Annotated in this window: 16 protein-coding genes; 9 read left to right on the plus strand and 7 right to left on the minus strand. The window is 45.4% G+C overall.

All coding sequences use genetic code 11. From position 1 onward, the window contains the following. The first annotated feature begins 247 nt into the window (after positions 1–247). Together AC6I8Y_RS20070 and AC6I8Y_RS20075 are read left to right on the plus strand one after the other, a co-directional pair. A complete protein-coding gene (locus AC6I8Y_RS20070) occupies positions 248–1003 on the plus strand; it encodes a transporter substrate-binding domain-containing protein (RefSeq protein WP_498022858.1) in 756 nt (251 codons plus the stop codon). A gap of 50 nt (positions 1004–1053) precedes the next feature. Then, positions 1054–3831, plus strand: a complete 2778-nt coding sequence (locus tag AC6I8Y_RS20075; protein ID WP_498022859.1) for a glycoside hydrolase family 3 protein — start codon at positions 1054–1056, stop codon at positions 3829–3831. Between the two features lie 77 nt (positions 3832–3908). On the opposite strand, the gene AC6I8Y_RS20080 is transcribed toward AC6I8Y_RS20075, so the two are convergent. Then, entirely contained in the window at positions 3909–4334 is a 426-nt protein-coding gene (locus tag AC6I8Y_RS20080; protein WP_252015185.1) for a PACE efflux transporter, read from the minus strand. A 134-nt stretch (positions 4335–4468) separates the two neighbouring features. On the opposite strand from AC6I8Y_RS20080, the gene AC6I8Y_RS20085 reads away from it, so the two are divergent. Together AC6I8Y_RS20085 and AC6I8Y_RS20090 are read left to right on the plus strand one after the other, a co-directional pair. Next, positions 4469–5365 carry a LysR family transcriptional regulator gene (locus AC6I8Y_RS20085; RefSeq protein ID WP_498022860.1) on the plus strand — a complete coding sequence of 299 codons (897 nt, stop codon included), beginning with the start codon at positions 4469–4471 and terminating at the stop codon, positions 5363–5365. A 292-nt stretch (positions 5366–5657) separates the two neighbouring features. Continuing rightward, on the plus strand, positions 5658–6137 hold the full coding sequence (locus AC6I8Y_RS20090) for a YehS family protein (protein ID WP_498022861.1): 480 nt from the start codon (positions 5658–5660) through the stop codon (positions 6135–6137). Positions 6138–6658: 521 nt separating this feature from the next. Here the strand turns inward: AC6I8Y_RS20090 and AC6I8Y_RS20095 are convergent. Continuing rightward, complete coding sequence (locus tag AC6I8Y_RS20095) at positions 6659–7606, minus strand: DUF1989 domain-containing protein (RefSeq protein ID WP_498022862.1); 948 nt, start codon at positions 7604–7606, stop codon at positions 6659–6661. A gap of 260 nt (positions 7607–7866) precedes the next feature. Here AC6I8Y_RS20095 and AC6I8Y_RS20100 point away from each other — a divergent pair, with 260 nt between their 5' ends. Then, on the plus strand, positions 7867–8745 hold the full coding sequence (locus tag AC6I8Y_RS20100; RefSeq protein WP_498022863.1) for a LysR family transcriptional regulator: 879 nt from the start codon (positions 7867–7869) through the stop codon (positions 8743–8745). A gap of 99 nt (positions 8746–8844) precedes the next feature. Here AC6I8Y_RS20100 and AC6I8Y_RS20105 read toward each other — a convergent pair whose 3' ends face one another. Further along, the gene (locus AC6I8Y_RS20105; RefSeq protein WP_498022864.1) at positions 8845–9171 is read right to left on the minus strand and encodes a hypothetical protein; all 327 of its coding nucleotides are present in this window, start codon (positions 9169–9171) and stop codon (positions 8845–8847) included. Between the two features lie 511 nt (positions 9172–9682). Here AC6I8Y_RS20105 and AC6I8Y_RS20110 point away from each other — a divergent pair. Next, on the plus strand, positions 9683–10717 hold the full coding sequence (locus AC6I8Y_RS20110) for a DUF1989 domain-containing protein (protein WP_498022865.1): 1035 nt from the start codon (positions 9683–9685) through the stop codon (positions 10715–10717). Between the two features lie 314 nt (positions 10718–11031). After that, entirely contained in the window at positions 11032–12066 is a 1035-nt protein-coding gene (locus AC6I8Y_RS20115) for an IS110 family RNA-guided transposase (RefSeq protein ID WP_498021793.1), read from the plus strand. A gap of 326 nt (positions 12067–12392) precedes the next feature. Here the strand turns inward: AC6I8Y_RS20115 and AC6I8Y_RS20120 are convergent, their stop codons facing one another. Further along, positions 12393–14954 carry a glycoside hydrolase family 3 protein gene (locus AC6I8Y_RS20120; protein WP_498022866.1) on the minus strand — a complete coding sequence of 854 codons (2562 nt, stop codon included), beginning with the start codon at positions 14952–14954 and terminating at the stop codon, positions 12393–12395. A gap of 143 nt (positions 14955–15097) precedes the next feature. On the opposite strand from AC6I8Y_RS20120, the gene AC6I8Y_RS20125 reads away from it, so the two are divergent. Next, positions 15098–16876: an ABC transporter ATP-binding protein/permease gene (locus AC6I8Y_RS20125; RefSeq protein ID WP_498022867.1), complete on the plus strand. Its 1779-nt coding sequence runs from the start codon at positions 15098–15100 to the stop codon at positions 16874–16876. On the opposite strand, the gene AC6I8Y_RS20130 is transcribed toward AC6I8Y_RS20125, so the two are convergent. Continuing rightward, entirely contained in the window at positions 16857–17423 is a 567-nt protein-coding gene (locus AC6I8Y_RS20130; RefSeq protein ID WP_498022868.1) for a GNAT family N-acetyltransferase, read from the minus strand. The genes AC6I8Y_RS20125 and AC6I8Y_RS20130 overlap by 20 nt on opposite strands. A gap of 330 nt (positions 17424–17753) precedes the next feature. Here AC6I8Y_RS20130 and AC6I8Y_RS20135 point away from each other — a divergent pair, with 330 nt between their 5' ends. Next, entirely contained in the window at positions 17754–19037 is a 1284-nt protein-coding gene (locus tag AC6I8Y_RS20135; RefSeq protein ID WP_498022869.1) for a serine hydrolase domain-containing protein, read from the plus strand. Positions 19038–19176: 139 nt separating this feature from the next. On the opposite strand, the gene AC6I8Y_RS20140 is transcribed toward AC6I8Y_RS20135, so the two are convergent. Beyond that, positions 19177–19446 carry a hypothetical protein gene (locus AC6I8Y_RS20140; RefSeq protein WP_498022870.1) on the minus strand — a complete coding sequence of 90 codons (270 nt, stop codon included), beginning with the start codon at positions 19444–19446 and terminating at the stop codon, positions 19177–19179. A gap of 175 nt (positions 19447–19621) precedes the next feature. After that, the gene (locus AC6I8Y_RS20145) at positions 19622–21853 is read right to left on the minus strand and encodes a hypothetical protein (protein ID WP_498022871.1); all 2232 of its coding nucleotides are present in this window, start codon (positions 21851–21853) and stop codon (positions 19622–19624) included. Positions 21854–22062 lie beyond the last annotated feature (209 nt).

A 22062-nucleotide genomic window follows, 5' to 3' on the forward strand; every position in this document is an offset into this window, starting at 1 on the left:
TTCCATATTTAGAAGTGTGATCGCTTTAACGATGTAACACAGGTTAACAAGCCAAAAAGCCTTTTCAAGATAGAAACCTCCTTGCATAGATGAACAAATAGCCGCCTCATAATGATTCGTTATTATTTTAATAACAGTAACTTATAATAGTTTTCGGAACTATTATTCCGTTATGTGATCTGCTCACTATCCCCATATTAGCATCCTGATTATTCTAAAAAGAAACCGCTTACTTTTGGTGATAGATGTGACAACAATAAAATCGGTACGTTTTTGGAACGGCAATAAATCTGCGTATCGTCAACAATTTGAGTTTGATGTGCTGAGTTTATTGCTTACGGCAACCGCCGATAGCTACGGACATGCAAACATTATTGATGACAGAACCGACCTGCCTTTGGCCGAACAAGAAGGCGCGGTGTTAGATAATGGCAGCGATGTACTTGTAACCGTAAAAGGCAATGCGAAGTTTGCCGGGAAACGATTTATCGAGCTTGCTCTTTCTGTTACCAAACAATTGCTTGGGCAAAGAATACTGTTCGCTCGTGACGACAAAATCGCTGATTTCACAACGACCGAAGCCATTAAGTCGATGTCTGTTGGCGTCCCTGAGACCTGGGTTGATGCCGAGCTATTTCGTCAAAATGGCTTTAATGTCGTTGAACGAGGTGACTTCGATCGCGTTTTCAGACGCCTAACTGATGGCGAATTTGATTTTGTTTGCTTTGGTGCCAATGAAGCGCTAGAAGTGTTTGAAAGTCGAGTGGCTAATCAATACCCCATTAGCCTAGTGGGTGGCGTGATGATCGAATACCCCTTCCCTCTCGTTTTCTACATCAACGCGGACAATCCCGAGCTTGCCCAAAGGTTGCAGACAGGCTGTGAAATTGTCCTTGCTAGCGGTGAGTATGAAGCCCTTTACCAACGCTATTTTTCTGAAATCGAGAACACGTTGCACCTAGCGCAACGAGAGCGACTATTACTCGAGAACCCGTTTATTTAACTCTCATACCAACGATAACAACCAACAAAAACAGGAATTGGAATTCATTTATGCCCTTGACTACCATCGAATCGGCAAGACAAGCTCTTGCCCCTGTCAGTCGCCAAGCCGCGACTGAAGGGATTGTTTTACTTAAGAACATCGACGGCACCCTACCACTGCCTTCAATGAGTAGAGTCTCACTATTTGGTCGATGCCAGATTGATACTGTACGCAGCGGCACAGGTTCTGGTGGTGCAGTCAATGTTCCATACAGTGTCAATGCGCTAGAAGGGCTCTCCGCTCATCCATGTATCCAGGTAAACATGGACTTAGTATCCATCTATCAATCATGGCTAGAGCAACATCCATTTGACGATGGCGGCGGTGGCTGGGCAGCTGAACCTTGGTATCAAGAAGAAATGCCGCTTTCAAGTGAAATTGTTTCACAAGCACGTAAACAAAGTGACTATGCACTCGTGTTTATCGGTCGTACAGCAGGTGAAGATCAAGACAATGCCGATGAATCCGGCAGCTATCGTCTTACCGAAACCGAATACGACATGCTGCATAAGGTCTGCGGGCAATTCGACAAGGTCATTGTTGTTCTAAACGTCACTAACATCATCGATATGTCTTGGGTTGACAGCATGGAGAACGCGGATTCAATTAAGGCGATTCTTTACAGCTGGGCAGCGGGAATGGAAGGAGGGCACGCGCTTGCTGATGTATTATCAGGCGATGTGTCACCAAGCGGAAAATTAGCAGACACCATCGCTAAACAGCTCGTTGATTACCCTTCTCATGCTAACTTCGGTAATAGTGATCAAAACCTTTACTGCGAAGACATCTATCTGGGTTACCGCTACTTTTCTACCTTTAAGCCGGATGCGGTACGCTATGCCTTCGGTGAAGGCCTAAGTTACACAAGCTTCACTCGAAAATTTGTATCCTCTTCAATTGAGGGCTCAGGCAAGAACAGAGCCATTCATTTCCACGTAGAAGTGACCAATGTCGGTGATACGCACCGCGGAAAAGAGGTGGTACAAATCTACGTTGAAGCACCACAGGGTAAGCTTGGCAAACCTGCACGAGTTCTCGCGGGTTTTGGAAAATCAAAAACGCTGGCTCCCAATGAGTCAGAGCTGATGCGCATTATTGTACCAGTGTCTGCTCTCGCGTCTTATGACGATTCAGGATGCACCGGTTATAAATCTTGCTACGTATTAGAAGCTGGTCGCTACCAGTTCCATCTGGGCGGCAGTGTTCGTGAAGCCACGCTCATCGATGCATCGTTTGATGTCGACACATTGCAGGTAATCGAACAGTTATCTGAATCTGCCGCCCCTGTCACCCCTTTCCAGCGCATAAAGCCCGCAGCTACAAGTAATGCTCTACCTTACGCCATCGAGCACGAATCCGTCCCGACTCGCTCGATTTGTATGGAAACGCGTATTTCAGAAAGGTTGCCGGTCGATATCGAAATCACAGGTGACACGGGTATCAAACTCAAAGATGTCGCCTCAGGCTCTGCGTCAATGAGTTCATTTGTAGCTCAGTTCACTCCAGCCATGTTGGCCACCATTGTCCGTGGTGAAGGCATGTGTAGCCCGAAAGTAACACCGGGGACTGCTGCAGCATTTGGCGGCGTCAGTGATACGCTTTTCGATTTAGGTATTCCAGTAGCCGCAGCAGCAGATGGTCCTTCTGGCATACGTATGGATAGCGGTCATAAAGCTACGCAAGTACCGATTGGCACTTTGCTGGGTTGTACGTGGAATACCGAACTTAATGAACACCTGTTCTACCTAGTTGGTGGCGAGCTACAAAGCTACAACATCGATACTCTACTTGGTCCTGGAATCAATATTCACCGCCACCCGCTTAATGGGCGCAACTTTGAGTACTTCTCTGAAGACCCGCTACTGACTGGCTCTATGGCTGCAGCTCAAGTAGGCGGCTTAAAGAAAGCTGGCGTATCGGGCACAATCAAGCACTTTGCTTCAAACGATCAAGAAACATCGCGATTTGACGTCGACAGCGTCATGTCTGAGCGTGCTCTTCGCGAAGTGCACATCAAGCCTTTCGAGCTCGCGGTCAAACATGGTGGTGCTACGACTATCATGACATCTTATAACCCAATCAATGGTCACTGGGGGGCGTCAAATTACGATCTTAACACTTCCATTCTACGAGGAGAGTGGGGCTTTGACGGCATCGTAATGTCTGACTGGTGGGCAAAAATGAACCACCCTGTGCACGGTGGTGACGAAGCGAAGACATATACCTCTTACATGGTTCGCGCTCAAAACGATTTGTATATGGTTGTCGATAACGATGGCGCTGAGCGCAATGCCATGAAAGATGACACGCTAGCTGCACTAGAATCCGGTACTCTCACGCTTGGAGAGCTGCAGCGCAGTGCTATGAATATCTGCCGATTCTTAATCAACACACCGGCTATGCAGCGCCCTATCGAGAGATATAACCCGGTCAAGCCATTTGCCGCAAAACAGCAAGCACCAGATGGGCAATCACATACCATTAAGCAACCTGTGAAGCTTGCGACGTCAAACGATACTTCTGCGGTTATCAATGTAGACAAAGCCGCCAAGTATCTAGTGAGCGTCCAAGTGAGCTACGACCGCAACGAGCTGGCACAGTCATCTTGCAGCTTAAGTTTCAATGGCGAGTACAGTATGTCGCTGTCCACCAACGGAACGGATGGTGCAATCACAGATATTGATGGCTTAATTGTCGACCTAGAATCGGGTTGGTATGAAGTTGGCGTTGCTTTTGTAAAACCAGGACTCACTCTACACCACATTGCGTTTAGTGAAATCAAATAGTCACGATTTGCACTCAATCAAAAAGGGCTAATCCATGGATTAGCCCTTTTTACATCTGTAGATACTATCGCCATCAACTAGACTGTTGCCTGACGATGATTGATCACCCACAGTCGGATATGGTCATACGTTAAGTTAAACAAGAATGCGTAGACAGTAACAAAAATGGTCACGCCAATATCCATCAAAAATGCCTGCCATAAATTTACACCTAACATGTACGCCATGACGGGAACTGTGGCTATCAATAGTCCCGCTTCAAACAGTAGCACGTGAACAACTCGAACCATCACGGTTCGTTCTACACGCTCACCCTTAACGAAGTAGTCGAAGATAAGATTGAAGATATAATTCCAACACATCGCCATTGTCGCGATAACAATCATGGTCCCTGATAGTCGAGTGACATCATGATCAGTAAAAATGGCTAAACCCGCAATAGATAAGCTCACTGCTAACACTTCAAACAATACTGAATGAAAGACTCTTTCAAGCACTCCCATTTTCAACTCCTCATTTTCTGTTCTTTGTTTAATAATGAATTGACAGTGATTATGCCTAGCTAAAATTAGATAGAAAGTTAACAACCATCACACATCGTGATACCTTTGAAATAAATCTGTGATTTGGAATCGCTATGTACAGTTTCGAACAGCTTAAAGTCTTTGTTGCCGTGTGCGAATACGGCTCTTTCTCAGCCGCAGCACGCAAACTAGGTCGAGCACAATCAGGCGTTAGCCAGGCCGTATCAAACTTAGAAATCGCGATTGACCAAACCCTATTCAGTCGAGAGAAAAATACGCCTGAACTGACTGACAGCGGCAGAGCGTTATTGCCGATAGCCCGCTCAATACTTCACCAGCAACAGTATTTTGATCAGAAAGTGGATTCCTTGGCGAACGATTATGAGCATGAGCTGGTGATTGCCGTCGACGAAAGCTTGATGAGCAAAACTCTGCTCTCCATTCTTGCTCCTCTCGCAAACCAATATCCTGTTACCAACTTCGAAATCATCACTGCCTCTACGTTTGATGTCGAACAATTGGTTCGAGACGAAGTTGCGCAGATAGGCATCGTCTATGCCGACGGTGAGTTGCGAGTGGATATGGATTTCTTCGTGCTCGGACAAGCGAGATTTCTAACGGTTGTCGCTCCTGATCACGCCCTAGTAACACTGCCCATAGTTAAAGATTCTGACCTCAAAGCGTATCGCCAATGCGTACATCGTAGTTCGGACAAAGAAGAGCTTTGGTTTACTTACGGCATCAGCACCAATGTTTGGTATGCGAACACTCATCAAAACCTTGTAGACATGGTGTTGCAGGGAATCGGTTGGTCAAACTTACCTGAGATGTTGGTTAAACAACCTATACAAGACGGGAAGCTCATCGCCCTACCCGTTGCGCATGAGAAAAGTGGCTGGGTGACGACGGTAGGTTGTTTAGTCTCCCGTCGCCATGCCAACGGTCCAGTGCTTTCAGAGCTTATTGGGTTATTGCAAAAACACCAATTTGTTAACGACCACTGGAGGTAGCTGCAGGTGGACATCAAAGCTTGAAACTTGACTATAAAGCCCGAAACTTTTCGATGTTTTTTGTCGTGATTTGACCTACTTCTCCTAATCAGCATAGTGTCTATGAAAGTGGGGTCTTACCCACTTCGTCTACTATTTCGAATAGGCCGTCTTATTTCCATTTTTTAACCTACCGAAGAAACGTGTTCTCTGTTAGAGTCACCGTCAACTACGCATTGAATAAAGACACCCACAGATCGCATGTGATTGATGGATTTTTATTCACCCTTAGAACTCATTTTAGGAATCCCTAGTGACTAACAACCAAATTTTACGTCGTATCCAACACGCGTTAAACCTTAAAAACGCACAGATAATGAAAGCTTTCGGGCAGGCCGAAGTCACTGTGGCTCACGATAAAGTGGCAAACTGGTTAAAAGATGAAAGCGACAAATCTTACGTTAAGATGAAGGATCAAGAGCTAGCGGTATTCTTAAATGGCTTTATTAACCTCAAGCGAGGAAAAAAAGACGGCGAGCAACCTAAGCCAGAAGTCTCGTTGACCAACAACATGATTTTCATGAAGCTGCGCATCGCGCTAGACATGAAAGCAGAAGACGTGTTGGACGTACTAGAAGTGGTTGGTATTAGTTTAAGTAAATACGAAATTGGTGCGTATTTCCGCAAGCCAAACAACAAAAACTATAAACAGTGTGAAGACCAACTGCTGTGCGACTTCTTAAATGGTGTGCAGTTTACCAATCGTCCCGATTCTGAAGAGTTTACTGGGTAATTTTTATCTCGAATCGAACGTGATAATTGACTAAAAAGCGAGAACCATTTTATTTGGCTACTCGCTTCTATCATGTTAAAGACCGATATTAGAGCTTCACAATCACGTCTACTCTTTGACTTTCTTCAGTAGATACCTATCAAACCATGCTGAAATCTGCTCGGCTTTTAGAATCAAGACACACACCGCCCTCTATGATCCTACCAAGATAAGCCCAAGCTAAAACCTTAAGCCAGTTAAGAGCCTATATTCCGGTCAAGCTATTCCAGGCATTTTGTAGTGATTCACTAAAACTGGCCACGTATATAGAGTTTTTCCATACTTTCAGTCATGCGAGCAAGGTCACGACTAACTCCATTGGTAACACGAAATTGCCCCATTGTTTGTTACGAATAGTAGAAAGCACGTCTATTCCAATAGTTAAGTGAATTAGTTTTTCTTATGAAAGTAGATTGTTACTTTAACGAAAAAAGCTCCCAACAAAATGGGAGCTTTGATTCCTTACCTAAACAAGTCGTAGTTTACTTTGGAGACACATCTTTAGTCATGATGCGGTTCCATACTTGCTCTTCCCAACCTTGGTTGTTCATACCTGGGTGGTTTGGCTTGATGCCTGTGTCGAATACAGAAACGTACACTGGATTTGGCTTCGCTTCTGGGAACGGTAGTTGTTGGTCTGCGTATGGGCAGTTTGATACTACGAAGTACTGGTCTTTCTCTGCGTAGAACTCAACAGCTGTACCGTCTGGCACTGCTGGTGCAGGCGCTAGAACACAGCGAGTGATGTCACCTTCCATTTGTGTGAAACGGTTCGGTTGGAAGATGTTTACATCGTTACGGTTCGCATGGAAGATAGCCGTTTCACGACGCTCAGTTTCGTCTTCAATAGCTGCAATAGCAGGTACACGCAGGAAGCCGTGCAGGAAGTTCTCGTTACAAGAGTTTACGTTACCTTCCTCACCGTACAGCATGGTTAGCCAGTCAGCGTTACAGTGTGCTGCGTAGAAGATGTGCGTGAAGCCTTCTTCTAGTTTTTCGTATGGGAAGTTATCCTCCACTAGTGTCGCCATTTTTTCCATCTTGTGACGCTGAGACCACACACCAGAGTTAACACGTAGGTTCAAGCCTTCAAGTGCAGAAGTGTTTAGGTGGTCAGCCCACTGAGTTAGGTCAGGAGTAATCATCTGAACGTCGATGATTTGAGTACGACCGTTGTGGCGGCTTGGGTTGTTCTCAAAGCGGATAACTTGACCAGCTTTAACGAAGAACGCGTTACCAGTGTGAGCTTCTAGGATGTCGTCATATACGTGAGTACGAGTGCCGTTTACTTTTGTTGCACGCACTGAATCGTAGAAGGCCATATCTGGAGAAGCCATACGCTCATACGTTTTTGCAGGATCTGCATCTTCGTTGTACTCGTAAACACCGCTCTCGTTGATTTTGCTTTCTACTACTTTGATATCAGACATAATATGTACCTTTTATCTTAAACTTAACTTTGTCCTTACCAGTCTCGGTTGATGTATGAGTAGGCTTCCTCTTTGCCAGTGGTTGTAGAATAGCAAGTAAAAATGAAAGAAAAAGTCAGTTTACCTTAAGAATAATTTACACAAAGAGATGAAAATGCTTTTGACTAGGGTTTGTTTCTGTACGGCCACTATGTGACTTGAGCTTTCAGTTAATGTCATCTAAATTAGCAGGAAAGTTGCTGATTATTTAAGTATTTCTTATGCTGAACATTAACCTGTTACAACTGCAAGCATTTGTCCTTTCTGCGGAGTTAGGGTCATTTTCTGCTGCCGCAAGAAAACTTCGTAAAACGCACTCGGCCATCAGTATGACGGTCTCCAACTTAGAGCTTGATCTCAACCAAGAGCTGTTTGAACGAAGCACACGAAACCCAAGCCTTACCGCTGCTGGCGAGACGCTCTACAGAGAAGCCAAATTAATTCTTGGACGCTGCCAACATTTCGAGCAGTTGGCAAGGGAACTTGAACCTCAGCAAGAATCACAAATCATAATCGCATTAGACTCAGCGTATAATGTACCGCAAGAACGTGAGCTCCTTAGCTTTTTAGATAAATACTATCCAGAGCTCGAGCTAAAACTTATCGAACGCTCATCCGAAGATGTGATTAGTCACATAGTGAAAGGAGAAGCTGATATAGGTTTTACGCTTCTTGAACAACCCATTTTTAGCAACCTACATTCCATCGCTTTACCTGAAGCTGAACAACTTTATGTCGCCGCTCCTGATCATCCTCTCGCTGCTCTTGAACAAGTCACTATCAGCGATCTGCAAAAATACAGACAAGCAAGCTTACAAAGAAGGAGCGAACAACGCCTAACAGAGATATCCTCATACCAATGGAAATGTGATTCAGTTGTCGCGACTACAGTTGTCGCACAATACGGACTTGCATGGACTATGGCTGTCAGGCCATTTCTAAGAAAATATTTGGAGTCTGGTAGTTTAGTAGAGTTGAATGTCGTAGCCGATTTAAAACGCTCTATACCTGCCTCACTTATCTGGAGAACAGACAAAGGTGATGGGATAATTCACACCGCAATTCGTCAACTCATCCGTGAGCACAGCGTAGGCAGCTAGGGACGTCTAGACGCTCTATCACTGCTCATTTCTACAACCGAAAAGCACTCAGTTACGCTGAGCGCTTTATCTAGTTGATCAAATTGGTAAGTATCACTTTTACTTGCTAAAGATTTTTTTCATTTTCGACTTTACCAGTGCAACCATTGGCTTACCAAGCAGTAAAGCAGAGCCAAGAATCAGCACTTCAGTCGTGATAAAAGCCATGCCAGAATAGGATGCAATTTCGCTGGCACTCCAACCTAAAGAGCCACCAATCGCTGCTACTGATTCTGGTGCTGCCACAACGCCAATATTGGCCACAACAAATGTGGCTAATGCTAGCTTTTTAACTGGTGTGTTTGCTAGATCCTTAATAGTAGGTTGGACCGTGTGGTCGTTGTTAGTCCTAGCGATTGAGTTTATAGATGTTTGGTGATTGGACATGGTGTATTCCCCATAATTCGTTGGTTTCACAGTTATCCCATCCATATGACTCTGTGGTTGGTACAGTTATAGCGACTTCATACTTTGTCGCCCTGCTCTTGGAATACCATTATTATTTGACAGATAATGTTTAATAAAAAATCATTAAACATTAAGAATTACTGACAGGTTGCGACGCACACCAAAATACGCGCACACCGCCAATACACTAGAAAGGCGACATGCCTTTACTGTAATACCTACCTCACTTCTTTATCACTAACCAACCACCATTATTTGATCCGCACAACACGACTCAAAACTAAACTGCAGCGACTAAGATTGTGCTTGTTGACGTGTAAGAATTTCTTAAGGTTTACTGCAATTGTATTTAATTTATGAATGCGTAGTATGTAACCCATCGGCGGGGTGATTAACTGATTCGCAAGCCCTTAAGATACTTTTCTAGAAGTCGTGCACGGAACCCACGGCCATTACCGAAAAGGAATCCGCAGCTATAGGTTTTAATACTATGACTGAACTAAGCAATGTAACTGAAGCAGAACTAAACGCACTTGAGAACTTTGACTCAAACTACGACGCTGACGTTGACCCAGTAAAAACGTTCTCTGACTCTGTGTCTCCAGACCTAGACTTCTACGAGCGTGTTCGTGAAACTAAGCGTAACGGCACTCGTAAGCTTGTTTACACAGACATCTTAGAGCGCGAAACGGGTAATGCATTCCTAGTTAAAGCGGGCCAAACAATCCGTATCGAACAACGTCCAAACGCAGAAGGCAACGATGGCCGTACGCAAATCATGGATGTGATGTTCGTGACTCCTGACCTAAGCCAGTACGGTGACCACCTAAACTCAACAGCGATGGACGGTTTCAACCAGCGTCTATACTCAGGTGTTTGGACTCAGTCGCGTAATTTCCGCAAGATTGCGACGCTAGTAGAAGACGAGTTCCCATACGATGAACTACCAGAAGGCTTCACGCACATTTGGCTAGCAGCGCACTGTTCGCCAGAGTACATTGGTCTTGCACACGGTCTAGACAAAGTAACAAACAGCTGTCACGAGAACTTCCTACACGGTTTCTCACGCATCCCAGCGATTGCAGCCATCGAAGACAAGAAACTACGTCGTGAAGTGTGTCAGTTCTTCTCTGACCACAACGACTGGAACATCTTCCAAGGTAACCAGTTCATGCTAGACGATCAAAACATCACTCGCGCTCGCATGTGCCCAACACCACCAGTGAAAGATGGTACTGCAATCGAATGGTACGCAGAGCAGGACATGTATGTGGTTATCTCTAACTGCCCATACGGTGACCAGCACACTTGTTACACTAAGATTGAAAACAACGATGTATTCATCGAAGTGTACGACACAGGTATCGCACCTTACTCACAAGCGTCAACTGACCGCATTCAAGGTTGGGAAGAAGCAGCGTGGGAACGTGTTGAAGCACGCGGCGGCAAGCTAGCAGAGCAACAGCTTCTAGAGCCCGTAGAAATTACTCTACCGTTCGACGTGGTGAAAATTGAAGGCAAATAAAGCCTAGTCCGATTGTAACCCTCTCGACTTGTTGAGAGGGTTTCTTGGTATTTGTATTGTGGCTAATTTAGCTGATACACCAACTCATTCCTGCCCCAATTCGGTGTTTCAAACCATACCCAAAATCACCGTCATCCCCTTGAAAAAGGGGATCTCATTCAGCGCGTTGAAAAGTTGAATTACGTGATTTAGTCGAATATTTTCAGTCACCTACACGTGATAGGAGATCCTCACTTTCGCGATGTATGGACTCCCTCCCTCAAGAGGGAACTAAAATTACTGGTGACGAAACCATAATCCTTAGGAGTCCATACATGAACAAGTCTACGACCATTGCTATTGATTTAGCAAAAAACTCATTCCAAGTTTGTAAGCTGGTTGGCAATCATGTCGCTACAGAGAAACCATTCAGTAAAGCCAAACTGAAATCCTGGTTACTCAAACAACCGCCTTGCACCGTCGTAATGGAGTCCTGTGCTACTTCTCACTTCTGGGGGCGTTTGTGCCAATCCGTAGGGCATAACGTTATCTTGATCGCGCCAAAGAATGTCTCACCATTTCGCACTAATCAAAAAACAGACAAGAATGATGCAATGGCCATTGCAGTCGCAGCTAAACAGCCAAATGTTCACTTCATTGCAGTCAAATCTGTAAGGGCGCAATCACTTCAATCCATCGACAAGATGAGACAGCACTTGGTCGATACAATCACTGCTACTAGCAATATGATTAGAGCACTAATTGCCGAGTTTGGGATTGATATTCCACGCGGAACGTCCGCTTTTGGAAAGCAAGTCCCTTTCGTCTTGGAAGATGCTAAAAATGGCTTACCGGATATTGTCAGAGAACAAGTATCGACAATGTATTGGTTGTACCAAGACCTTACAGATAGGAAAGAAAAGGTCGTAAAACAACTCAACAATGAGATTCAACAACAACCGGAATGTCGTGCTCTATCTGCTCTTGAGGGCGTAGGTAATGTCAATGCATTAGCCTTGTATCTCTCGATAGGTGAAGGTGGTGGCAACTTCAAGAATGGCCGTGAAGCTTCTGCGTGCATTGGCCTGACACCAAAACAGTACAGCACTGGTGGCAAGACTGTACTTTTAGGTATTGGTAAAAAATTCGCCTGTAAACGAATACGAGCTAATTTGATCCAAGGTGCTCTCGCTTTTGTTCGGGTTGTCGACCGAAGGGAGCCTAAGACAACAAAAGAGGCTTGGGTCAAAAGCCTGATAGAAAGAGCAGGGCTTCGAAGAGCAGCAGTTGCTCTCGCTAACAAAACAGTCAGAACGGCATGGTCAATGCTTAATCACCACCAACCATACCGATTACCCGAACTAGTTTAAGTACCTTATTTAGATTACAACCAAGAGTAAGACGAAAACAGGTAAGACCGACCCTAACGAGCCAGATCATCCTCATGGTACTAGGTACCTTTTTCGCGAAGTGGCATTAGGGTGCGAAAACATCAAGGGGCAGAGTTCGCTACTCAACAAGAGCCCGAATATGCGCATGCTTCCTACTTATTTCCGTCCTCTAGTTGCAATCTAATGGGAGTCCATATATGAGGATGACCAATATCTGGTGAGCGGAGGGGTTGAAATCAACAAGAAACTTTTGTCCAAAAATGAGTTTCAAACTTTGTTGTCCAACGTCATTACCAAACGACAACTTATTCGCGTTGCCAGCGTATGTTCGCTATGACAACGTCAAGTGTTCCTATAGTCTCGATGCCAAAAGGGATTTGGATTTGTTTTAACGCTGCCGAATTAGAAGCAACCGAAGTCACGGGAATTACCACGGTTTTAAACTTGTCATTGGAGCGAAGCTGTTCAGTGATGTCTAACTTGGTGAACTGGCTACAAACCTCATTACTTTGCCTCTCAATTAAGAGATAGACTGGCTCGCTACTAGGTGAGATGACTTTTGCATCAAACGCGATACTGCCAGACTCATAGAACTGAGCAAAGTTTTCAGGCTCTTGATCACCAGTTGCCATTGTTAGTGCCGCATCTCCACCCAGAAAGTTCACGTGAACGGCATCCTGCTGCTGTTGGTAGTTATAGGGCTTGGTAGAAATCGCGCTAAGTTGAAGAGCGTTATTGCGTGAAACATTTATACCCTCTGAGTGGTCGCCATCTTCTACTTTCATTTGATAGTCGCCAATAGACGCCCTCACTCCAAACAAATGCTCGGTATTGACGTCTGCAGATCCCGCAAGCTCATCAGTGATATCTAGAGGAATGTTAGTGAGATCCCTTGTTTGCAGTTTATCCGAGTAATTAAGCCCGTAGCCGTACTCAAACAGAGGTCGATGCTCACCGTTCGGACACTGTTCAAACTCTGGAACATCATAGTCTGGGATATGTAATGGTTGGCGACTAACCATCGTGCCTAATTTGGTATTGGGCCAGCTGTAAGATAGCGTCCCTTGAAAATCGAATCTTGGTTTACCTGAGTCGTCGGCAATCAACACATCAGTAATGCCCGCACCTTCACTTCCTGGTAACCACGCCGCAACGAAAGCGTCTGATTTTGCTATCTCCTCATTGAGGTAAAGAGGACGACCGCTGAATAAAATCGTAATCACGCGCACTCCGTGTTGGTGAAGCAGACGGATCTTCTCTGCATCTTTACGATAACTGCGCTTCAGCTTGGCAAACTCTAAGCTCTGCCATGACTTGATATCTCCCATCATCTCGGCGTATGGGTCTTCACCGATGACTACGATAGCGACATCTTGTTTTGAAAGCGGTACATCTAACGACGGGCTAAAGGTGACATTGTCACGGCCAAGCTCTTCGATCAATGCCATTTTAACCGTCGTCGCACCGGGGAAGTCATCTAAGCTGTTCTCATCGCCCTGCCATGTTAGGTTCCAACCTCCGGATTGCTTTTGAATATCATCCGCTCCGCTTCCAGTAAGAATCACGCGTTGATCGGGGTGCAACGGCAGGATTTGCTCTTCATTTTTGAGCAATACCAGAGATTTACGAACGGCCTCACACGCGACAGATCTATGCTCTGGAGCTCCTAGTATGTTTTGCTTACCCGCGAGCGCGCGCTTTGACGGACAAGGCTTATCCCAAAGTCCCGCACGCATCTTCACCCTGAGGATACGAGTCACCGCATCATCAACGCGACTCATGGGTATGACACCTGATTTAATATCCGCTAACGCCTTTTCGTATACCTCTATCCAGTGTTCGTAAACAGGTACCATCAATACGTCGTTACCTGCATTGATAGCGTATGTCGCGTCGCCATCAGAACACTTACTGACTTCTGCATGACCATGCCAATCTGTGACGACAAAGCCATCGAATCCCATTTTTCCTTTGAGAACGTCTTCGATGAGATAGCGACTGCCATGGATTTTGTGATTATAGGCTTCGCCGTCTTGTGGAGAGTGATCGTAGTTAGCTAGATTGACCCAAGAATTGAAAGAAGACATCACCACTTGAGCGCCAGCTTCTAATCCACTGAAATAGCCCACGGCATGAATATTGCGAAGCGAAGACTCATCATAGTGATTTCTACCCCTATCCTCCCCCTCAAGCGTTCCGCCATCCCCAACCCAATGCTTCACGTTAGAGATAACGCGTTGGTCGCCTTTTAGCTCTTCTGCCGACCCCTGAAGACCTTTGACCATTTTTGACGCATACAGATAGGTAATTTCGGGGTCTTCTGAGTAACCTTCATAGACTCTGCCCCATCTTAGATTTCTGGGGACAGCAACCGTAGGAGCAAATGTCCAATCTAGCCCGGTTACCGCGACCTCTTTGGCCGTAATGAAGCCTATTTTCTCAATGAGGTCTGGGTCCCGAGCCGCCCCTAAGCCAATATTGTGTGGAAAAACGGTCGCAGAGAAGACATTGTTGTGTCCATGGACGGCATCCGTCGCCCACATAAAGGGGATTCTGAATGGACGGTCGCGATATGCCTCCTCTACCGCGTGCCAAAGTTCGTCAGCAAGCAACACCCACTCACGCGCACTTGCCCGCTTGTTCTCATTTGGCCACGCGCCTCCTCCGTTCAATATGGAGCCGAGTTTGTACTGCTTCGCCAATTCGGGCGTGACACCTCGAAGATCTGGCTGAATCATTTGACCTAGCTTCTCTTCAATTGTCATCAGAGAAACCAGTCTAGCCACCTCAGTCTCTATCAAGGGGTCTTGCTTAATCGCAGAGTCAATGCGCGGCCAATCTTCAAAGTATGGCAGTGAGTGGTGCATATCTATTTCCTATTTACATTAGGTATACTCTATACTTTACAGTACTTTAGATAACTAGCGTCCCAAGTTATGTGCGGATGCTTTTCCTATTGTCATTTCTCTTTTGACATCCATCACAGATAGCGAATCTTAAAGGGCAAAACATGCAGACTCCCTCCGAGACGAAACAACAACGTAAAAACTTGGGGATCTTGGTAGAACTACTCGCCTTTATTCGACCCTATCGTATGAAGGTGTTTGCGGCTCTTATCGCTTTAATCGTTACCGCAGGGTTAACGCTCTCTGTCGGCCATGGTGTTCGAATCCTAATAGACCAAGGATTCACGCAGCAATCTCTATCCGACCTTGAAAACGCTATCCAGTTTATTCTGGTCATCACATTATGCATTTCGATTGGCACCTTTTTCCGCTTCTACTTAGTCTCATCAGTTGGTGAGCGCGTGAGTGCCGACATTCGTCAAGCCGTGTTTGACCACATTATTACGCTGCATCCAAGCTACTTTGAAACCAACGGTAGCGGCGACATCATGTCACGTATCACCACAGACACGACGCTACTGCAAAGCATCATCGGCTCGTCTTTTTCTATGGCAATGCGTAGCGCGTTAATGTGCGTAGGGGCCATCGTCATGCTATTTGCGACCAATATCAAACTGACGCTAATTGTACTTGCCTCCGTGCCATTTATTTTAGTTCCTATTTTGTTTTATGGCAGACGAGTTCGAGCCCTTTCAAGACAAAGCCAAGACTCAATGGCAGATGTAGGAAGCTATGCCGGGGAAGCCATTGAGCATATTAAGACGGTACAAAGCTACAGCTTTGAAGCGCAAGAGCGCGCTTCGTTCGCCACAGAAGTAGAACGCGCTTATGAGATAGGTCGACGACGAGTAAAACAGCGCGCAATTCTCATCTCTGGTGTCATCGTGATTGTCTTTAGTGCAATCGCAGGCATGTTGTGGGTAGGTGGCAGTGACGTGATCAATGGCGTTATGTCAGCCGGCGACCTAGGTGCATTTGTGTTTTACGCTATTATGGTTGCCTCTTCTCTCGCCACTATTTCTGAAGTTTTGGGAGAGCTACAACGAGCTGCTGGCGCAACCGAGCGATTAATTGAGATCCTACAGGTCGAAAGCCACATCACGGCACCAACGGAAGACGTGCTTTCTCCTGATACATTGCGCCCAGAAGTCGCCTTCAATCAAGTTGTCTTCCATTACCCTTCTAGACCGACACAAGCGGCGGTTGAATCGCTTGATCTTGTTGCCGAAGAAGGGAAAGTGCTCGCGCTTGTGGGGCCATCTGGAGCAGGAAAAACAACCTTATTTGAATTGATGCAACGATTCTACGACCCAGAAAGCGGACAAGTCACGCTTGGCGGAGTTGATATCAAACGTTTCGATCCGCTTGAGCTTCGCAAACAGATGGCATTGGTTCCGCAGCAGCCTGCACTGTTCAGTAATGATGTGTTCCACAACATTCGATATGGCAACCCAACCGCCACTGATGAAGAGGTGATTGAAGCCGCGAAAAAGGCGCATGCGCACGATTTTATTATGAACTTACCTGACGATTATGGAAGCTTCTTGGGAGAGCGAGGAGTGCGACTCTCTGGCGGACAACGTCAACGCATTGCCATCGCTAGGGCCATTCTAAAAGATCCAAAGATCCTGTTATTGGATGAAGCCACCAGCGCCCTAGATAGCGAAAGCGAACATCACGTCCAACAGGCACTGGACGAGCTAATGCAAGGTCGCACAACCATCATCATCGCACACCGCTTATCCACCATTCAGCATGCCGACCAAATTGCGGTACTTGACCATGGTCGCCTGATCGATAAAGGCAATCACCGAGAACTTCTACAGACGTGCGAGCTATATCGAAGGCTCGTCGACCTGCAGTTTAAACACTTGGCGAGCTAACTCTACCCTCTAACCATGCTTGATGTGACAGTCCATAGATAGCATGGCTAACGACTCGACCATTTAGATTCTCGGCACACGTGATAACGCCTTCAAGGGTAAAACCGAGTCTCTCGCACACCGCTCGGCTTGGTTGGTTCTCACTTGCCGCCGAGATCTGAACCTTCTCCATTTTTAGCTCTAAGAAAGCAAATTCGATGAGTTTTGAGACAGCTCGCGTGACGATGCCGCGCCCCTGCATAGACTGGCTTAGCCAATAGCCTAGCTCGACTCTTTTTAATGACGAATCTATAGTGTTGAAACTGATGTTCCCAACGACCTCATCTTGATAAATCATCGCGCAGGTCATGGATTTTCCATCGGCATAATCATGTAAAGATTGTCTTATGAAACTTAGGAAAAACGCTTCATCTTGAGCGTGTGGCGGCCAGGCTAGCCACTGTGAAAGATAGTCACGTTCATGGGTAACAATCTCAAGATACCGAGCAGCAAAACTCGGCTGTACCAACGCTAGTGATAAATCCTTATCTACTTTTAGTGTGAACATGCGACTTCCCTAATAAATACATATACCTAGACATACTATATCAACCTAATCGTCTGCTAAGTGATTTCTGCGCAAACTGTTTTCTTAACTATGACAACGGAATGAGTATGCCGATGCTTTTTCTCCTCTTTATTCATTTTTGAAGGAGGCAAGCAATCATATCGGTAATCCAAGCCTAAATATGAATGATTTCATCCATCAAAATGAATTACTGAGAATTCGTATTGCTCGATAGACTCAAAATTCAACGGGAGTTACTGCCTTTGTACAGTAACAAACAGAAATAAAGAACAACCAAAAGCTGCACACTGAATAGTCGATGAGAATTCTATGACGAAAAAACTACTAGCATTATCAATCAGCGCCCTAATGACAACAGGCGCAGCCTTCGCGGAGAACATTGTGAACGCCGACACAACCAACAAAGAAGTCTACGACATTCACGAGTTTTTCTCTGAACAAGGAAATCGTGTCAAACTTCAGTTTCCTATTGAGCAAGCTGCATTTGCTTGGCAAAACTTAAGTCGTTTTTACCCTACTGCGATGATTGAGCGTGATGGTGAGGTGGTTAACCTCCCTTATAAGTTCAATGACGACATTGGCAAGGTAAAAGCTACCGTCAAAGGTGAAACTAAAACACTAAACGAGCACTTAGATAGCAACCCTGTCGATGGTTTCCTAGTCATCAAAGACGGAGAGATAGTGTTTGAGCGCTATAACACTATGCGTAAAACAGACAAGCACAACTGGTTTTCAAATTCGAAAATCACGGCTGGCATTGAGTTAGCAAAACTCGTCAATAGCGGCAAGGTAGACCCTGACGACGTTGTTTCCAAGTACATTCCAGAGCTAAAAGAATCAGTTTGGGATACAGTGAAAGTGATTGAAGTTGCCAACCAGGCCACAGGTCTAAATGCGACCGAGCACGATGAACCCACTGCCGATTCACGTACTAACCCAGACCAACCATTTTTTAAGTGGATCGTTTCTATCGGTGTGTTTGAAGGCGAGAGTCAGAAAATGCCTTTGGAAGTTCTAGCAGAAATGGAACGAAGAACGAAAGGCGGACAAACCTTTGAATATAATTCGATAAACACATTCATCCTTTCTCGTATTGTTGAGAATGTTCGTGGCTTACCTTTCAACGAGATTCTTAGTGATGACATTTGGAAGCATATGGGAGCCAATAATGATGCGTATACCGTTGTGTCACCAAAAGGCGGATACCCTTTAATGTTCTTTTCGATGAACTCTACCTTAGAGGATATGGCTAAGTTTGGCATGTTACTGACGCCATCAGGTGCAAAGCTTGGCACCGCGCATATCTCTTCTGACGTGGTTAAGATCATTCAAGAGTCTGGTGATCCTGCAGCCTTTGGTGGTGGGTATGTCGGCAAAATGATGCAAAACTCATTTTACAACGACAAAGACCTTAAAAACGGATATATGTTCGACACTATTTTTGACGATGGTGACTTGTTCAAAGCAGGTGTCGGAGGACAAGGTATCTACATCTCTCCAGAGAAGGACCTTGTAGTCGCATTTTTCTCAACTGGCGATGGTAGTAATCAAGAAGAAAGCTATGCTCGTGAGATCGCTCGTTACTTCAAGTAGTTGCCTAGTAATCGGTACTCAGCAAAACTTCATATCGCACATAATGTCGTGATTTTGATATACAAGCATTCCACTCTGGTGGAATGCTTTTAATCTTTGCAATTGGCTTAAATGATCAGAAATTATTCACCTACATTAATTACCAATGGATATCCAAATCTTGATTAAGACCACTTTGAATGTCATGCCACTCAGCCATTAAAGTACTCGCCTTTTCGCTGCTGATTGGCTTTTCTAACGAGGCATCTTTGTGGTCTTTTAATGTTAACAGGTAGGTCTTTGCATTGAGGTCAGCGCTGATAGCGTGGTATTCATCGATACATTCCTGCGTGGTTTTGTTTGGTCCCCACGCGAGCACTATTTTACTTCCGTTAATGTCCATTGAGATGGCAAGTGAGCAACAGTCCATGTCTTTCTCCTTTGTTATTTAGAGTTTTTATACTAGTAAGAATAGTCACTTTCCTAGGTGCCGCGAGCTATCTGTTCGAAACAGTGACTAAATCCGCACTAGTTACACAACTAACTACGCAACTCCAATAGTTCCAGTTTCCTTTTCTGGAACAATTCTCTTTAACCACTTTACGTTAGTAGAGAAGAAACAGCCCTTGATAACCGCCAATAGTGACTTCTTCAACGTAACCTCCAATTTGACCATCAGCACCCACCACTCTCATCGGAGTATTCAAATAGACAATGACAGGCTCTGATTGATAGAAGTCGCTGCTCTTACCAAAGAAATCGGTTCGATACAGGACCTTGCCTTTAGTAAACTCTCTAGCAAGGACCATATCTTCAGGTCCACCAGTAACTACAGTACTTTCTGATTGATACAGAAAATAGGTGTAGGTTGGCAAGAGGTGACTTATCCCTTCTGGAAGGTCTGCATGTACTACAGAGGTTTGAGAAGCGTCTCCGACAACAGTGTAATCGGCTGGATAAGGAGTTTCAGTTGAGAGCATCAAAGGAATTGGCTCATATCCTTCTGGGATCTGCTCTGCCGGCTGGCCTAGATCCACAGCCAATAACGCGCTTGGTTGATATGCCATGTTCTTGGGCACACCTGACTGCCAGAAGTTGTCTGATGATGTGTTGTCACTTCCGTAGACATAGCCGTTGTTCCATTGATTAAAAAAGCTAAGTTCTGGGTGGCTATTTAAGTAGTAGATCGCCAACGCTGCATACTGGTCTTGCTGCCAATTGTCCTGTGAGTTACCAAAATACTGGACGCGTCCATATCGGGTACTCGCTTGAAAGATGACACTGCGTCCGTCGCTCGCAAATACGGAGTTATCCCAGTATTTTGCAATCCCAGCGTAGCCACTAAGCCCCGTTGAAGGGAAGATATAGTGCTCACGCAGATACAGTGACGCGGCTTCGGTCAATGCCTGTTGTCCATTTCTTCCTAATAAGTTAGCAGTACCAACGTTAACACTTATCAGCGAATTACTTTGGCGCACAGAGAGTTCTTGCAGGAACTTGGCGAACTGAGTCTGATATAGCTGATCCGCCGCTTCAGAGCCTGCCACGACGTCAAGTTCTGCCACCCGACCACCGCTGTAAACATGAAATTGATTCGGACCAAGGAGCTTATTTGTGTCGTCGTTATACGCACCATTCAGTCCTTGTTCTGACCAGATTGACGCATAGTAATCGCTCATCAAGGCAAGGTAACTTGGGTTGGCTAGATTAGTCAGCGCCCAAGATGAGTTTTGATTCCACATTCGACCAAATGGAATGACTCGAGATTCCCAACGAAAGCGTGCAGTAGCCTGTTTATTACTCCGGTTTTTGTACTCAGACCACGAAAGGTAATTGTCACCATCAAGATCCGCTGACGCATCAAACCCCCGTACCTTACGCCAGCGCTCTATCGTTTTTCCGTCAGTGGTTTCCGTTGGGGCATCGGTTAGTTTCACTGTCTGGAAGCTATTTTTGAGTTTCACCTCTTTTAGACGCGGACGATGCTCTGGGTCACTCCCGCTCCAACGAATACGCGCAACGTATAATTTGCCACCATCCCGCAGATACGTAGAACCAAAGTACTGACCGCCGCCATAGCTTGCGCCAGAGCCATCGTGTGTTGTTGCCCTCAACCAATCCGTTGGAACACTCCAAATCACATTTTGATTTTTTGTCATGTTTAAGGTTTTGTCTTTAGTGATGGTAAAACGCTCCCATGTTAACGCCTTACCATTACCATCAACCGAGCTTGGATACTCGACCCAAAACTCCCCACCTTGGGCATATTTGGAAAACTTCAACACTAGGCGATCGAACGGTTCAGAATGATAAACATACAAAGCACCACCAGACGTAAAGTTCTCGAACACATCGGCGTCCCAAGGGGGAGCTTGATAAAGCCAAAAGCCCGCGTGATCCTCGTTGGCGGTATAGCCAACTATCATAGGTTTACGATTCAGAATAGTATTCTCACCGTGCGTTTTATCTACCTCGGCAAACACCGTATCTTCAGAAAAGTGCAAAAACAGGTCTTCGAAGTCTATACCTTGCTGTTCCGCTTTCTCTCTAAGTTCATGTTCAAGCCAATTGGAATTCATCTCTAGCTTTTGGTTGTACATGTAACCCACGGCTTGCGTACGCTGGTTATCCGCAGTGTCAGCATAAGAGCCGAACACAAGATCACTGTGGTTTATTTCCCAATCAATCACATCTTGCGAAGATACTGCAGAGCCCGACAAGTCCACCCCATTTTCATGAAGACCGGGAAGAACGATAGCCGTATTAGCGGAGGGGTATTGGGCGGCGATAAGAGGTAAAGAGGCGAAAAATACGGCAAGTGGCACAATGTGTTTCATTCGGGTGTCCTTTCTCGTCGAGCTGGCAAAATGTCATTTTGCTTCTCAATTTGAGAGAGAAAGTATTGTAGAGCGGCCTATACTGCGCAAGGCAGTTGCCGCTCCAAAGCTAATCAAAATAAGCGATTCCAACAAGTGAGACACAGTTTGCGCCTCAAGCTTAGAATCAAGTCACGACAAATTTTCTCAAAATGAGAATGCGGTACTCA

The sequence above is a fragment of the Vibrio sp. KUL78 genome, from assembly GCF_059725505.1.